Source organism: Stenotrophomonas sp. YJH_SMC_43, assembly GCF_059372535.1.
Genome location: NZ_JCAFVQ010000002.1, coordinates 1,050,302 through 1,064,921 on the forward strand (window position 1 = coordinate 1,050,302; position 14,620 = coordinate 1,064,921).

12 protein-coding genes are annotated in these 14,620 nt (G+C 67.0%); 11 read left to right on the forward strand and 1 reads right to left on the reverse strand.

Annotation, left to right across the window (positions count from 1 at the left end; all coding sequences use genetic code 11):
* Positions 1–2 precede the first annotated feature (2 nt).
* The 6 genes from rlmN (at position 3) to der (ending at position 6,198) form a co-directional block, all read left to right on the forward strand.
* Positions 3–1,208: a dual-specificity RNA methyltransferase RlmN gene (gene rlmN, locus AC5QAH_RS11345; protein ID WP_005409296.1), complete on the forward strand. Its 1,206-nt coding sequence runs from the start codon at positions 3–5 to the stop codon at positions 1,206–1,208.
* Positions 1,195–1,980: a type IV pilus biogenesis/stability protein PilW gene (gene pilW, locus AC5QAH_RS11350; RefSeq protein WP_019338407.1), complete on the forward strand. Its 786-nt coding sequence runs from the start codon at positions 1,195–1,197 to the stop codon at positions 1,978–1,980. Before rlmN ends, pilW begins: the two co-directional genes overlap by 14 nt.
* A gap of 18 nt (positions 1,981–1,998) precedes the next feature.
* A complete protein-coding gene (locus AC5QAH_RS11355; protein ID WP_019338408.1) occupies positions 1,999–2,871 on the forward strand; it encodes a RodZ domain-containing protein in 873 nt (290 codons plus the stop codon).
* Positions 2,872–2,936: 65 nt separating this feature from the next.
* Complete coding sequence (locus AC5QAH_RS11360; protein WP_010484590.1) at positions 2,937–3,575, forward strand: YfgM family protein; 639 nt, start codon at positions 2,937–2,939, stop codon at positions 3,573–3,575.
* Positions 3,575–4,783 carry an outer membrane protein assembly factor BamB gene (bamB, locus tag AC5QAH_RS11365; protein WP_010484593.1) on the forward strand — a complete coding sequence of 403 codons (1,209 nt, stop codon included), beginning with the start codon at positions 3,575–3,577 and terminating at the stop codon, positions 4,781–4,783. The genes AC5QAH_RS11360 and bamB overlap by 1 nt, the downstream gene beginning before the upstream one ends.
* A 17-nt stretch (positions 4,784–4,800) precedes the next feature.
* On the forward strand, positions 4,801–6,198 hold the full coding sequence (gene der / locus AC5QAH_RS11370) for a ribosome biogenesis GTPase Der (protein ID WP_313411871.1): 1,398 nt from the start codon (positions 4,801–4,803) through the stop codon (positions 6,196–6,198).
* Positions 6,199–6,259: 61 nt separating this feature from the next.
* Here der and AC5QAH_RS11375 read toward each other — a convergent pair whose 3' ends face one another.
* Complete coding sequence (locus AC5QAH_RS11375; RefSeq protein ID WP_313411870.1) at positions 6,260–7,294, reverse strand: alcohol dehydrogenase catalytic domain-containing protein; 1,035 nt, start codon at positions 7,292–7,294, stop codon at positions 6,260–6,262.
* Between the two features lie 119 nt (positions 7,295–7,413).
* On the opposite strand from AC5QAH_RS11375, the gene AC5QAH_RS11380 reads away from it, so the two are divergent.
* From AC5QAH_RS11380 to guaB, 5 genes are all read left to right on the forward strand, one after another.
* Positions 7,414–8,325, forward strand: a complete 912-nt coding sequence (locus AC5QAH_RS11380; RefSeq protein ID WP_312660241.1) for a LysR family transcriptional regulator — start codon at positions 7,414–7,416, stop codon at positions 8,323–8,325.
* Positions 8,326–8,479: 154 nt separating this feature from the next.
* Positions 8,480–9,616, forward strand: coding sequence for a molybdopterin-synthase adenylyltransferase MoeB (gene moeB, locus AC5QAH_RS11385; protein WP_241875107.1), 1,137 nt, complete (start codon positions 8,480–8,482; stop codon positions 9,614–9,616).
* Positions 9,617–9,939: 323 nt separating this feature from the next.
* Positions 9,940–11,772 (forward strand): monovalent cation:proton antiporter-2 (CPA2) family protein, encoded by a 1,833-nt coding sequence (locus tag AC5QAH_RS11390; RefSeq protein WP_197598036.1) that lies wholly within the window; start codon positions 9,940–9,942, stop codon positions 11,770–11,772.
* Positions 11,773–11,940: 168 nt separating this feature from the next.
* The gene (gene folD, locus AC5QAH_RS11395) at positions 11,941–12,816 is read left to right on the forward strand and encodes a bifunctional methylenetetrahydrofolate dehydrogenase/methenyltetrahydrofolate cyclohydrolase FolD (protein WP_010484605.1); all 876 of its coding nucleotides are present in this window, start codon (positions 11,941–11,943) and stop codon (positions 12,814–12,816) included.
* Positions 12,817–13,142: 326 nt separating this feature from the next.
* Entirely contained in the window at positions 13,143–14,600 is a 1,458-nt protein-coding gene (guaB, locus tag AC5QAH_RS11400) for an IMP dehydrogenase (protein ID WP_026347169.1), read from the forward strand.
* Positions 14,601–14,620 lie beyond the last annotated feature (20 nt).

Below are 14,620 nucleotides of genomic sequence, written 5' to 3' on the forward strand. Positions count from 1 at the left end.
CCGTGAACGAGGTCGTACAGTCCCCCGCCATCCAGCCGCTGCCGAAGTCGGCACCCACGGCTGGCAAGCAGAACCTGCTCGACCTCGATCGCGCGGGCCTGGAGAAGTTTTTCGTCGAGGTTCTTGGCGAAAAGAAGTTCCGTGCCCACCAGGTGATGAAGTGGATCCACCATCGCTACGTCACCGACTTCGATGAAATGACCGACCTCGGCAAGGTCCTGCGCGCCAAGCTGCAGGCCCATGCCGAGGTGCTGGTTCCGAACATCGTGTTCGACAAGCCCTCCGCCGACGGCACCCACAAGTGGCTGCTGGCGATGGGCGTGGATGGCAAGAACGCCATCGAGACCGTGTACATCCCGGACAAGACCCGCGGCACGCTGTGCGTGTCTTCGCAGGTCGGTTGCGGCCTGAACTGCACGTTCTGCTCCACCGCCACCCAGGGCTTCAACCGCAACCTGACCACCGCCGAGATCATCGGCCAGGTGTGGGTTGCCGCACGCCACCTGGGCAACGTGCCGCACCAGATGCGCCGCCTCACCAACGTGGTGATGATGGGCATGGGCGAGCCGCTGATGAATTTCGACAACGTCGTGCGCGCCATGAGCGTGATGCGCGACGACCTGGGCTACGGCCTGGCCAACAAGCGCGTGACCCTGTCGACCTCCGGCCTGGTGCCGCAGATCGACCGCCTGTCTGCCGAAAGCGACGTGTCGCTGGCGGTGTCGCTGCATGCGCCGAACGATGCGCTGCGCGAAACCCTGGTGCCGCTCAACAAGAAGTACCCGATCGCCGAGCTGATGGCCTCGTGCGCACGCTACCTGCGCGCCAACAAGCGCCGCGAATCGGTCACCTTCGAATACACCCTGATGAAGGGCATCAACGACAAGCCCGAACATGCCCGCGAGCTGGCCCGCCTGATGCGCCAGTTCGACAACGCGGTGCAGGCCAAGGATTCGGGCAAGGTCAACCTGATTCCGTTCAACCCGTTCCCGGGTACCCGCTACGAGCGTTCGGAAGAGGCGCACATCCGCGCCTTCCAGAAGATCCTGCTCGACAGCAACGTGCTGACCATGGTCCGCCGCACCCGTGGCGACGACATTGATGCCGCCTGTGGCCAGCTCAAGGGCCAGGTGATGGACCGCACCCGCCGCCAGGCGGAGTTCAACAAGACGCTGCAAGCGGGGAAGGGGAGCGATGCCGCGGCCTGACCGCCTCTGGCTGGTTCTGCTCGCAGGCGTGTTGGCCGTTGCGGTCGGTGGCTGCAAATCCCAACCCAAGGCCAGGCTGGGCCCCAGCGAAGCGCCGGTCTACTCGGTCCGCGATCCGGACAACGTGCGGCGTCAGGTGCGCCTGCAGGACCTGCTGGCACTGGCCGCCCGCGACATGCAGGTCGGCAATCTCGATGCGGCCGAACGCAAGGCGCGCGAGGCGCTGAAGCTGGCACCCGAATCGCCTGATGCGCTGGTGCTGATGGCCGGCATCGACGAGCGCCGTGGCCGTACCCAGCAGGCCGGCGAAAGCTTCCGCAGGGCTGCCGAACGGGCGCCGCAGCGCGGGGACGTCCTCAACAATTACGGCGCGTGGCTGTGCCAGCAGGGCCGGCCGGCCGAGTCGCTGGCCTGGTTCGATCGTGCGCTGCAGGCGCCGGGCTACGCTACACCGGCCGAGGCCCAAGCCAATGCCGGGGGCTGTGCCCTGGATGCTGGCCAGCTTGAACGTGCCGAGCGCGACCTGCGCGCGGCGCTGTCGACGCTGCCGGGAAATCCGGTCGCGCTGGAGGCGATGGCCCAGCTCAGCTTCCGCCAGGGCCGCTACATGGAGGCCCGGGCCTTCGCCGAACGTAGGATTGCGGCTGCACCCGCAACGCGTTCCGTGTTACAACTTGCGTCTCAAATCGAAGCGCGGCTGGGTGATCGGGCGGCATCTGATCGCTATATTCAGCGGATTCGACAGGAATTTCCGCAGGAAGCGGGCTCCTAACTCCAGGGTTGATGCATTGTGATTGATGACCAGACTGTGAGCGCTCTCGAGACTGCGGCCGGCTGCGGCAGCCGCCTGCGCCAGGCCCGCGAGGCGGCCGGACTGACCCTCGAAGATGTCGGCTCGCGCCTGCGCATGCCGGTCCAGGTGGTCAGGTCGCTGGAAGAAGAACAATGGCAGAAGCTTGGCGCGCCGGTGTTCGTGCGCGGCCAGCTGCGCAGCTACGCGCGGCTTCTGGATGTGGACGTGGGAGAGCTGCTGGAGCAGGCCCAGGTCGGCCCGGTGGTTCCGCCCACCCTGGTCAGCCATACCCATACCCCGCGTGCGCGCCGCATTGCCGAGAATCTCGGCCGTCGCGTGCTGTATGTCGGCATCACCGCGGTGCTGGCGGTGCCGGTGTGGTTCGCCACCCGTGGCCATTTCGATGGCAGTGCCACCCCGTCGCCGAATACCGCCTCGCTGGACGCCATCCCGGCCGCCGTGCCGGTAACCCCGTCCGCTGCGGGTGTCGAGCCCTCGGCGCCGGCTGAAGTGGCGAGCGCCCCGGCCAGCAAGCCGGCCGCCACCCCGTACGTGGCCTCGCTGGCCCCGGTGCCGCGTTCAGCCCCGGCGCCAGCGGCTGCCGCCAACACGCTGGACATGCAGTTCAGCGGCGACAGCTGGGTCGATATCGGCGGCCCGGACGGCGCTACCGTCGAGAAGGCGCTGATCAAGTCCGGCGAAAGCCGCAGCTTCACACCGGGCCAGGTGACCCGGGTGACCCTGGGCAACGCCTCGGCGGTCCAGGTTCAGCAGAACGGCGCTATCGTCGATCTGACCCCCTACCAGCGAGCCAACGTGGCACGCTTTCAGGTATCCTCTGAAGGCTCCGTAGTCCCGGTTTCGCACTGAGGCGCGGTTTCACCACCTTCGATTAATCCCAATGGTCCCTCCCGATGGGCGGGGCGAGAGTACGCATGGCGATCGACGATCTGCTCGACGAGCACGAACAAAGTGAACGCGTCCGCAGCTGGCTGCGGAAGAATGGCGCCAGCATCCTCGGTGGCGTAGTCATCGCCATCGGTGCCATTGCCGGCTGGCAGTGGTACCAGAAGGATCAGGGCGGCAAGCTGGCCTCGGCCAATGTCGAGTACCAGAAGGCGCTCGTTGGCCTGCAGCAGAACAAGCTCGACGACGCCTCCAAGGCGGTCAAGGCGCTCGAAGCCGGCCCGTCCAGCATCTACGGCGACCTCGCGGCGCTGCAGCTGGCCAAGGCCCAGGTCGACGCCGGCAAGAACGAAGAAGCCCTGGCCACCCTGCGCGGCGTGAAGGTCGAAGGTGACCTGCAGCGCGTGGTCGACCAGCGTGTGGCCCGCCTGCTGGTGGCCACCGGCAAGAGTGACGAGGCGATCAAGCTGCTGGGCAGCGCCACTGACAGCAGCAGCCTGGAAATCCATGGCGACGCGCTGATGGCGCAGGGCAAGCGCGATGACGCCCGGAGCCAGTACGAGAAAGCGCTGAAGTCGCTGGACGTGGCAGCGCCGCAGCGGCGCCTGCTGGAAACCAAGGTTATGGACGCCGGCGGCACCGTTGCCGCCCCTGCGGAGTCGGTTTGATGAGTCAGAAGGTCATGATCACCCGCGTCGCCACCGTGCTCCTGATGGGCATGGCCCTGAGCGGCTGCAGCACCGTGAAGGGCTGGTTCGCCGGCAAGGACGCGGCCGCGAAGAAGGCACAGGAACCGGCTGAGCTGGTCAAGTTCGAGCCGACCCTGAAGGTCAACAAGGCCTGGTCGGTCAACCTCGGCAAGGGCGAGCGCCGCATCGGCGTGCGCCAGGGCCCGGCGGTGGCCAACGGCCACGTGTTCGCTGCGGCGCTCACCGGTGGCGTGCACGCCATCGACCTGCAGACCGGCAAGAAGGTCTGGACCTGGGAGCCGAAGAAGGAAAAGAAGAAGGCCAAGCTGCGCCTGTCCGGTGGCCCGGGTGTCGGTGAGAACCTGGTCGTGATCGGCACGCTGGATGGCCAGGTCATCGCCCTGGACATCAACGACGGCAGCGAGAAGTGGCGCGCCCGTGTTCCGGGTGAAGTCATCGCCGCGCCGGCCATCGCTCAGGGCGCAGTCTACGTGCGCAGCAATGACGGCCGCATCACCGCGTTCGATGCCGGCAACGGCACCCAGAAGTGGTTCAACCCGAGCGAGCTGCCGGCACTGACCGTGCGTGGCAACGCGCCGGTGGTGACCGGCCCGGGCGTGCTGTTCATCGGCAAGGACGAGGGCGCGGTTGCCGCCCTGGCCCAGCAGGATGGCCGCACCCTGTGGGAACAGAACGTGGGCAACGGTGAAGGCCGTACCGAGCTGGAGCGCATGGCCGATGTCGACGGCGCGCCGGTGCTGGATGGCAACACCCTGTTCGTGAGCAGCTTCAAGAACCAGACGATGGCCATCGAAGGCCCGACCGGTCGCCCGCTGTGGGCGCGCGACCATGGCGGTGCCGGTGGTGTGGCGGTCTCGTCTGGCAATGTGTTCGTCACCGACAACAAGGGCGGCGTGTTCGGCCTGGACAAGGCCAGCGGCGCAGCGATGTGGTCGCAGACCGCACTGGCCCGTCGCTCGCTGACCGGTCCGGCACTGCACGGCGACTACGTCGTGGTCGGCGACTACAAGGGATACGTGCACTGGTTGCAGACCTCCGATGGTGCGATGGCGGCACGGGCGAAAAGTGGCGGCGACGCCCTGCTGGCCCAGCCGGTCGTCGTAGACGGGGTGCTGCTGGTGCAGAACGTTGATGGCAAGCTGACCGCCTTCCGGTTGGCAAATTAAAAATTGGAGTAATCGCGATGCTGCCTTTGGTCGCCCTGGTTGGACGGCCGAATGTCGGCAAGTCGACTATTTTCAATGCGCTTACGCGCACCCGTGACGCGCTGGTCCATGACCAGCCCGGCGTCACCCGCGACCGCAACTACGGCGTCTGCCGCCTCGACGAGGACAACCATTTCCTCGTCGTGGATACCGGCGGTATCGCGGAAGAGGAAGAAGGTCTGGCCGGGGCTACCACCCGCCAGGCTCGCGCTGCTGCTGCGGAAGCGGACCTGATCCTGTTCGTGGTCGATGCCCGTGAGGGTACCTCGGCGATGGACGACGAGATCCTGGCCTGGCTGCGCAAGCTGTCGCGCCCGACGCTGCTTCTGATCAACAAGATCGACGGCACCGACGAGGACACCGTGCGTTCGGAGTTCGCCCGTTACGGTTTCGGCGAGATGCTGACCGTGTCGGCTGCGCACCGCCAGGGCCTGGACGACCTGCTGGACGAAGTGGTCCAGCGCCTGCCGGAAGAAGGCAGCGGCGAAGAGCTGGACAACGATCCGAACCGCATCCGCATCGCCTTCGTCGGCCGCCCGAACGTGGGCAAGTCGACGCTGGTCAACCGCATTCTTGGCGAGGAGCGCATGATCGCCTCCGACGTGCCGGGCACCACCCGTGACTCGATCGCGGTGGACCTGGAGCGTGACGGCCGCGAATACCGCCTGATCGATACCGCCGGCCTGCGCCGTCGTTCGCGCGTGGACGAGGTCGTCGAGAAGTTCTCGGTGGTCAAGACCATGCAGTCGATCGAGCAGTGCCAGGTGGCCGTGCTGATGCTCGACGCCACCGAAGGTGTGACCGACCAGGACGCCACCGTGCTCGGTGCCGTGCTCGACGCCGGCCGCGCGCTGGTGATCGCCATCAACAAGTGGGATGGCCTGACCGAGTATCAGCGCGAGCAGGCCGAAACCATGCTGTCGCTGAAGCTGGGCTTCGTGCCGTGGGCCGAGTCCGTGCGCATCTCGGCCAAGCATGGCTCGGGCCTGCGTGAGCTGTTCCGTGCGGTGCACCGCGCGTACGAATCGGCGAACAAGACCTTCACCACCAGCGAAGTGAACAAGGCGCTGGAAGTGGCTTACGAGACCAACCCGCCGCCGACCATCCGCGGCCACGTCTCCAAGCTGCGCTACGTGCACCCGGCCGGCTCCAATCCGCCGACCTTCATCGTGCACGGCACCCGCCTGAAGGAGCTGCAGGAATCCTACAAGCGCTACCTGGAGAACTTCTTCCGCAAGCGTTTCAAGCTGATCGGCACGCCGGTGAGCTTCATCTTCCGCGAGGGTACCAACCCGTACGAGGGCAAGAAGAACGTCCTCACCGAGCGGCAGGTCAAGGCCAAGCGGCGCTTGATGAAGCACGTCAAGGGCAAGTGATGCAGAAAAAGGCGGCCTGAGGGCCGCCTTTTTCGTTGTGATGCAGGGGCGGCCGCCTTGCTCAGGCGTGGCCCCACGGCAACAGCACGCCACGGAACCTCATCCGTCCTGACGACAGGCGGTCGTACGCCTCGGTCGCCTGATCCAGATCAAAGGTCTCGACCATCGGCTTCACCTTGCCGGCGGCGGCAAGCTGCAGCACTTCGCTGAGGTAGTGCTGGCCACCATGGGTGGCGCCGATCACGCGCTGGCGCATCATGTGGAACGGCACGCCTTCGGACGAGATCGAGAACGGCTGACTGAAGTCCAGGCCGCACAGCACAACGCGCCCGTCGACACGCAGGCCGGTCATCGCTTCTTCGGCCGAGCTGAATTCATTGGTGGTCACCAGCAGCACGTCGGCGCCGCCGATGGCCTTCAGCTCCTTGCCATTGGCCACGACCTTGTCGGCGCCCAGCTGCTGGGCGAGCGCATGCTTGTCTGCGGAATGGGTGATGGCGATGGTCTCGAAGCCGCAGGCCTTGGACAGCTGCAGGGCGACATGGCCCAGTCCGCCGATGCCCAGTACCGCGATCTTCTCCCGTGGCTGGGGCGCCGCATCGCGCAGCCCGCTCCAGGTCGTGTAGCCGGCACACATCATCGGCGCCGCATCCACGTAGGAGAGTCCGTCAGGCAGCAGCACCGTGCCTTCGGCGGAGATCGCGATGTACTGGGCATGGCCGCCCTGCGCGGCGAAGCCGGTGGTGCGGGGTGCATCGCAGTTCATTGCCGTCTGTCCGGACAAGGGGCGGTTCTCGCGGCAGTAGGGGCAACGCCCACAGGACGACTGGACCCACGTTGTGCCCACGCGATCGCCCACCCGGCGCGAGTGCGCGCCGGCGCCCACCTCCACCACTTCTCCGACTACTTCATGCCCCGGTGTCTGCGGGTAGATGTCGCCGCCATAGCCCTGGGTTGCCCACACGTCCGTGTAGCACATGCCCGATGCGTGGACCTTGACCAGTACCTGGCCCGGTTCGATCACGGGCATTGGCACGTCCTGGACCTGCCACGGCGCATTCGGCCCGGTCATCACAACCGCTTTCATCGTCTTCATCGTCTTGATCCTGTCCCGGTGGGTGAGCGCCGAGGGCGGGTGCCCGCGGACTACTCGGAGCGTAGAATCGGTTGACTATCAAGACAATCGCTTCAATATTTCACGATATGGTGAGCCGAATTCAACAAACGAGCGGAGGGGATCTGACCGCCTTCACCGCGTTCCTGGCGGTGGCGGCGCATCGGAGCTTCCGCAGCGCGGCGGCAGAGCTGAACATCACGCCGTCGGCGATCAGCCATGCGATCAAGGCGCTCGAGCAGCGGCTGGGTGCGCGCCTGTTCAATCGCACCACGCGCAGCGTCTCGCTGACCGATGCCGGGGAGCGCCTGGCGGAAAAACTGCGGCCGGCCATGGCCTCGATCGAGGAGGCCCTGCAGTCCGTGGACACTGAAGCCGGCACGCCGCGTGGCACGGTCCGCATCAACGCCAGTGAGGGCGCCATACGGCTCGTGCTGAAGCCGGTGCTTGCGCGGTTCCTGCGCCAGTACCCGCAGGTCCACCTGGACATCGTCAGTGACGGCCGGTTGGGCGATATCGTTTCGGAGGGGTTCGATGCGGGTATCCGCCTGACCGAAGCCGTGCCCCAGGACATGGTCGCGATAGCGGTGACCGCCCCGATGCGCTTCGCGGCGGTGGCCTCGCCGGCGTATCTGCAGGCGCGTGGCCGTCCACTGCGGCCGCTGGATCTGCATCAGCACGACTGCATCCGTTTCCGCTTTGAAAGTGGGGCGATCTACCGGTGGGAGTTCGAGCACCAGGGCACTACCGAGCGGGTGAACGTCTCCGGGCCGATCACGCTGACGGACCAGCCGTTGATGGTCGACGCGGCCATTGAAGGGATCGGCATCGCCTTCGTTCCCGAGCATCTGGCACTGGAACCGTTGGCCGATGGCCGCCTGCTGCGGTTGCTTGAGGACTGGTGTCCTGAATTTCCCGGCCTTTCGCTGTACTACCCGGGCCACCGCCATGTGCCGCCCGGGCTGAAAGCGCTGATCGGTCTTCTTCAGGAACAGCACGGCGGGCGCGGGTAGCCCGGGTAGCGCCGGGCTACGCTTGTGGTGGACCTGTAGAGCCGAGCCTATGCTCGGCTGCTTTTCGCACATCGCCGCGCGCCAGCCGAGCATAGGCTCGGCTCTACAGATCCTGGTCAAGGCGAGCCGGTGCAACGTGCGTGATAATGCGGCCATGAGCATCCAAGAGCTTTCCCCCGCGCGGGCACGCGAGCGCCTGGCCCACGGCGCGGTGCTGATCGATGTGCGTGAGGCGCACGAACGGGCCGGTGGGATGGCCGAGGGCGCGCGCGGCGTGGCCAAGCGCGAACTGCATGCCGACCCGGCCGCGCATCTGCCGCGGCACGACCAGGAGATCCTGCTGATCTGCCAGAGCGGCAAGCGCTCGGCCGATGCCGCGCAGTTCCTGCTGGAGGCCGGCTACACAAACGTCGCTTCCGTGACGGGCGGCACCGTGGCCTGGCGCGAGCAGTCGCTGCCGCTGGTGCAGCCGCTGGCCAGTGCTGCCGACCGCGACTTCTACGACCGTTATTCGCGGCACCTGCTGTTGCCACAGGTAGGCGAGGCCGGCCAGCGCCGGTTGCAGCAGTCGCGCGTGCTGGTGCTGGGCGCGGGCGGGCTGGGTGCCCCGGCCGGCTTCTACCTGGCCGCCGCGGGGGTAGGGCGCCTGCGCTTCGCCGACCACGACCGCGTGGAGCGCAGCAACCTGCATCGGCAGATCGTGCATACCGAAGCCAGCGTCGGCCAGCTCAAGGTCGATTCCGCGCGCGAGCGCCTGCTGGCACTGAACCCGTCGATCGAGGTCGAGGCCGTGCCCGAGCGGGTCACCTCCGAGAACGTGGATGCGCTGCTGGACGGCGTGGACGTGGTGCTGGACGGCTCGGACAACTTCCCGCTGCGCTACCTGCTCAACGACGCCTGCATCAAGCATGCCAAGCCGTTGGTGTATGCCGCCATTGAGCGCTTTGATGGCCAGGTTAGCGTGTTTGATGCCGGTCGCCAGCGTGGCGTGGCACCGTGCTATCGCTGCCTGTTCCCGGAACCGCCGCCGCCGGAGTTCGCGCCGAACTGTTCGGAGGCTGGCGTGCTGGGTGTGCTGCCCGGCCTGGCCGGGGTGCTGCAGGCCACCGAGGTGCTGAAGCTGCTGCTGGGCATCGGCGAACCGCTGGTGGGGCGGCTGCTGCGCTTCGATGCGCTGGGCATGCGCTTCCGCGAGACCGGCATCCGGCCGGACCCGCATTGCCCGGTGTGTGCGCCGGGCGTGCCGTTCCCGGGGTATATCGATTACGCCGCGTTCTGCCGGGGCGGGTGAATCCGACCGGGCGGCATCCACGCGTGGCGTGGATCTACCGGGGCATGACGGCTGGGCGTCCATCCACGCATGGCGTGGATCTACTGTACAGCCGAGCCCATGCTCGGCTGCTTCTGGCCTCGGCACGAAGAGCAGCCGAGCGTGGGCTCGGCTCTACAGGTAATGGCGCCCACCCAAGCATGTGCATGGTTTCGGGATGATGCTAGGGATCACTCCCTGCATCGTTCCACATCCAAGACAATCCGGCGCAACATGCGTGCTATTGCCGTCATCGGCATTGCTCTATTGTTGAACCCGATTCTGGATCTTGGGGAAAACACCGCATGGCGGTAGAAGCAGCGACCAGCGAGCTGGTCAAGGTCGTCGCCCTGTTGGGCGCGGCGGTGGTGATGGTGCCCCTGTTCCGCCGGGCCGGTCTGGGCTCGGTGCTGGGCTACTTCGCCGCTGGCCTGGCGATCGGACCGTTCGGGCTGGGCTGGTTCTCCGACCCGCAGGCCATCCTGCATACCGCCGAACTCGGCGTGGTGATGTTCCTGTTCGTGATCGGCCTGGAAATGCGGCCCTCGCACCTGTGGAGCCTGCGCAAGGAAATCTTCGGGCTGGGCACGCTGCAGATCGTCACCTGTGCGCTGGTGCTGACCAGCATCGCCAAGCTGTTCGGCCTGCCGTGGCAGGTGGCCTTCATCGGCGCCACCGGCTTCGTGCTCACCTCCACCGCGGTGGTGATGCAGCTGCTGGCCGAGCGCGGTGACATCGCGCTGCCGTCGGGGCAGAAGATCGTCTCCATCCTGCTGTTCGAAGACCTGCTGATCGTGCCGTTGCTGGCGCTGGTGGCCTGGATGGGCCCCAGTGCGGGCAGTGCCGATGGCGAGGGTTCGCGCTGGCTGTCGGTGGCGATCGGCGTGGGTGCCATCGTCGGCCTGGTGCTGGTCGGCCGCTTCCTGCTCAACCCGTTGTTCCGCGTGCTGGCCGAATCGAAGGCGCGCGAGGTGATGACCGCCGCCGCGCTGTTGGTGGTGCTGGGCGCGGCGCTGCTGATGCAGCTGTCCGGCCTGTCGATGGCGATGGGCGCGTTCCTGGCCGGCGTGCTGCTGAGCGAATCGACCTTCCGCCACCAGATTGAAGCGGACATCGAACCGTTCCGCGGCATCCTGCTCGGCCTGTTCTTCCTCAGCGTGGGCATGGCGCTGGACCTGGGCGTGGTGGCGGGCAACTGGCAGCTGATCCTCGGCCTGGTGCTGGCGCTGATGGCGGCCAAGGCGCTGTGCATCTACGTGGTCGCGCGCATCATGGGCAGCGACCACGCGCAGGCGCTGGACCGTGGCGTGCTGATGGCGCAGGGCGGCGAGTTCGCTTTCGTGCTGTTCTCCGCCGCGGCATCGGCCGGCGTGATCAACCTGGAGATCAATGCCAACTTCACTGCCGTGGTGGTGCTGTCGATGGCGCTGACGCCGCTGGTGGTGCTGCTCTACAAGCGCATCGCGCCGAAGCCGACGGTAAACATGGACGGCGTGGACGAGGCCGAGGGCCTGTCCGGCAGCGTGCTGCTGATCGGCTTCGGCCGCTTCGGCCAGGTTGCCAGCCAGTCGCTGCTGGCGCGCGACGTGGACGTGACCATCATCGACAACGATGTGGAGATGATCCAGAGCGCCGCGCGGTTCGGCTTCAAGATCTATTACGGCGACGGCACGCGGTTGGATGTGCTGCACGCTTCGGGCGCGGCCACCGCACGTGCGATTGCGGTGTGCGTGGACAAGGCCGAGGCCGCCGACCGCATCGTGGAACTGGTGGCGCACGAGTTCCCGCAGGCCAAGCTGATGGTGCGCTCGTTCGACCGCGAGCATTCGCTGCGGCTGATCCATGCCGGTGTCGATTTCCAGATCCGCGAGACGTTCGAGTCGGCGGTGCTGTTCGGCCAGGCCGCGCTGGTGGAGCTGGGTGCGGACGAAGACGATGCGGTGGAGATTGCCGAGCAGATCCGTCGCCGCGATGCCGAGCGTTTTGAGCTGGAAATTGCCGGTGGTGGTCTGAATGCCGGCGCGCGGATGATCTACGGCAACAGCCCGCAGGGCGTACCGACGCCGACGCCGTTCACCGCGCCGAAGCGGGAGAGCAAGACACTGAACCCGCAGGATGTGCCGGAAGAGGAAGAATGAGGTGCCGCGCACCGCGCTCGCCGGGCGTGGCCCGGCGCTACCGTGGTGCGCACGGGTGGGGTAGCGCTGGGCCATGCCCGGCGAGCGCAGCGGCCGCCCGGATTGGCGGTGGGCGAGGGGGCCTGAATCGGGGACAATAGCGTCCCCGCCGCCCCACGCCTGCCTCCGATGACCGATTCCGCCCCCCAGCATCCTGCCCGCATCCTTGATGGCCGCCGTATCGCCGAGGACCTGCTCGACAGCCTGAAGGTGCGCGTCGACGCCCGCGTGGCCGCCGGCGGCAGCCGTCCGGGCCTGGCCGTGGTGCTGGTGGGCGGCGACCCGGCCTCGACCGTATACGTGCGCAACAAGCGCCGTGCCGCCGAAAAGGTCGGCATCGAGGCGCATGACTACGATCTGCCGGCCGGTACCACCGAGGCCGAGCTGCTCGACCTGATCGACCAGCTCAACGCCGATCCGAAGATCAACGGCATCCTGATCCAGCTGCCGCTGCCGGGTATCCCGGATGCACGCCGGCTGATCCAGCGCATCGACCCGCGCAAGGACGTGGACGGCTTCCACCCGGAAAACGTCGGCCACCTGGCCCTGCGCGAATTCGGCCTGCGCCCGTGCACCCCGCGTGGCATCACCACGCTGCTGGGCCACACCGACCAGCCGGTGCGTGGCCGCAACGCCACCATCGTAGGCGTCAGCAACCATGTCGGCCGGCCGATGGGCCTGGAGCTGCTGATTGCCGGCTGCACCGTGACCAGCTGCCACAAGTTCACCCCCAAAGACGTGCTGGAACAGGCCGTGCGCAACGCCGACATCCTGGTGGTGGCGGTGGGCCGCCCGGGCATCGTGCCGGGCGAATGGGTGAAGCCCGGCGCGGTGGTGATCGATGTGGGTATCAACCGGCTGGACGACGGCCGGCTGGTGGGCGATGTTGGGTTTGAGGCCGCTGCGCAGCGGGCCAGCTGGATTACCCCGGTGCCGGGCGGTGTGGGCCCGATGACCGTGGCTACGTTGATGCAGAACACCCTGGAAGCGGCGGAAGCCTCCTGAGGGTAGCGCCGGGCCATGCCCGGCGGATGTTTGCGGCGCCGCTGCGCTCGCCGGGCATGGCCCGGCGCTACCGGGGTTGCATTGATGCCCCGCGATTCCCGGCGACCCGCTCCTGGTAGGTGCCAACCTTGGTTGGCACACATCCATCGGGGCCATCGGCCCATCTGGGGTACCGGTGCCGGACGGGTTGTGCCAACCAAGGTTGGCACCCACCCCCCCCCCCTGAACCAATCACCGCCCGCGCGACACTGCGTCGCATCTACCCCCTGCCACGCGGCGCGAAAACAGGGTAAAATGTCGCGCTTCCCCACATCTCGGGTATGCCGATGCTGCGCATCCAGGCTGAAGCACTCACTTACGACGACGTCTCGCTCGTCCCCGCCCACTCGACCATCCTGCCCAAGGACGTCAACCTCGAAACGCGGTTGACCCGAGACCTGAAGCTCAAGCTTCCGATCCTGTCTGCAGCCATGGATACCGTCACCGAAGCCCGCCTGGCCATCGCCATGGCCCAGCTCGGCGGCATGGGCATCATCCACAAGAATCTCAGCCTGGAACAGCAGGCCGCGGAAGTGGCCAAGGTCAAGAAGTTCGAGGCCGGCGTCATCCGCGACCCGATCACCGTCGGCCCGGAAACCACCATCCGCGACGTGCTGGCCCTGACCCAGGCGCACAACATCTCCGGCGTGCCGGTGGTGGGTAGCGACGGCCAGCTGGCTGGCATCGTGACCCACCGCGATATGCGCTTCGAGACCGAGCTGGATGATCCGGTCCGCCACATCATGACCAAGAAGGATCGCCTGATCACGGTCAAGGAAGGCGCCGCGTCTGATGAAGTGCTGCAGCTGCTGCACCGCAACCGCATCGAAAAGGTGCTGGTGGTCAATGATTCGTTCGAACTGCGTGGCCTGATCACCGTCAAGGACATCCAGAAGAACACCGACTTCCCCAACGCTGCCAAGGATCTGTCGACCCGCCTGCTGGTCGGCGCTGCCGTCGGCGTGGGTGGCGATACCGATCGCCGCGTGGAAGCGCTGGTCGCCGCCGGCGTGGACGTGATCGTGGTCGATACCGCGCACGGCCACTCGCAGGGCGTGCTGGACCGCGTCAGCTGGGTCAAGAAGAACTTCCCGCACGTGCAGGTCATCGGTGGCAACATCTGCACCGGCGAAGCCGCACTGGCGCTGCTGGACAGCGGCGCGGACGCGGTCAAGGTCGGCATCGGCCCGGGCTCGATCTGCACCACCCGCGTCGTCGCCGGTGTCGGCGTGCCGCAGGTCACCGCCATTGACCTGGTGGCCGAAGCGCTGCAGGACCGCATCCCGCTGATCGCCGACGGTGGCATCCGCTACTCGGGCGACATCGGCAAGGCGCTGGCCGCCGGTGCCTCGACCATCATGGTCGGCGGCCTGCTGGCCGGTACCGAGGAATCGCCGGGCGAGACCGAGCTGTACCAGGGCCGTTCGTACAAGAGCTACCGCGGCATGGGTTCGCTGGCTGCCATGGAGAAGGGGTCGAAGGACCGCTACTTCCAGGACGCCGCCACCGCCGACAAGCTGGTGCCGGAAGGCATCGAAGGCCGCGTGCCGTACCGCGGCCCGGTGGGCGGCATCATCCACCAGCTGATGGGCGGCCTGCGCGCCACCATGGGCTACGTGGGTTGCGCCACCATCGAAGACATGCGCAGCAAGCCCAAGTTCGTGAAGATCAGCGGCGCCGGCCAGCGTGAGAGCCACGTCCACGACGTGACCATCACCAAAGAGCCGCCGAACTACCGCGCCTGATGCGCTTGCGAACTGCTCTT

Bases quoted from the DNA above. Each gene is read 5' to 3' on its own strand.
- guaB (WP_026347169.1), top strand. From the start codon at position 13,143: ATGCTGCGCATCCAGGCTGAAGCACTCACTTACGACGACGTCTCGCTC.
- bamB (WP_010484593.1), top strand. From the start codon at position 3,575: ATGAGTCAGAAGGTCATGATCACCCGCGTCGCCACCGTGCTCCTGATG.
- moeB (WP_241875107.1), top strand. From the start codon at position 8,480: ATGAGCATCCAAGAGCTTTCCCCCGCGCGGGCACGCGAGCGCCTGGCC.
- pilW (WP_019338407.1), top strand. From the start codon at position 1,195: ATGCCGCGGCCTGACCGCCTCTGGCTGGTTCTGCTCGCAGGCGTGTTG.
- AC5QAH_RS11360 (WP_010484590.1), top strand. From the start codon at position 2,937: ATGGCGATCGACGATCTGCTCGACGAGCACGAACAAAGTGAACGCGTC.
- AC5QAH_RS11390 (WP_197598036.1), top strand. From the start codon at position 9,940: ATGGCGGTAGAAGCAGCGACCAGCGAGCTGGTCAAGGTCGTCGCCCTG.
- folD (WP_010484605.1), top strand. From the start codon at position 11,941: ATGACCGATTCCGCCCCCCAGCATCCTGCCCGCATCCTTGATGGCCGC.
- AC5QAH_RS11375 (WP_313411870.1), bottom strand. From the start codon at position 7,294: ATGAAGACGATGAAAGCGGTTGTGATGACCGGGCCGAATGCGCCGTGG.
- der (WP_313411871.1), top strand. From the start codon at position 4,801: ATGCTGCCTTTGGTCGCCCTGGTTGGACGGCCGAATGTCGGCAAGTCG.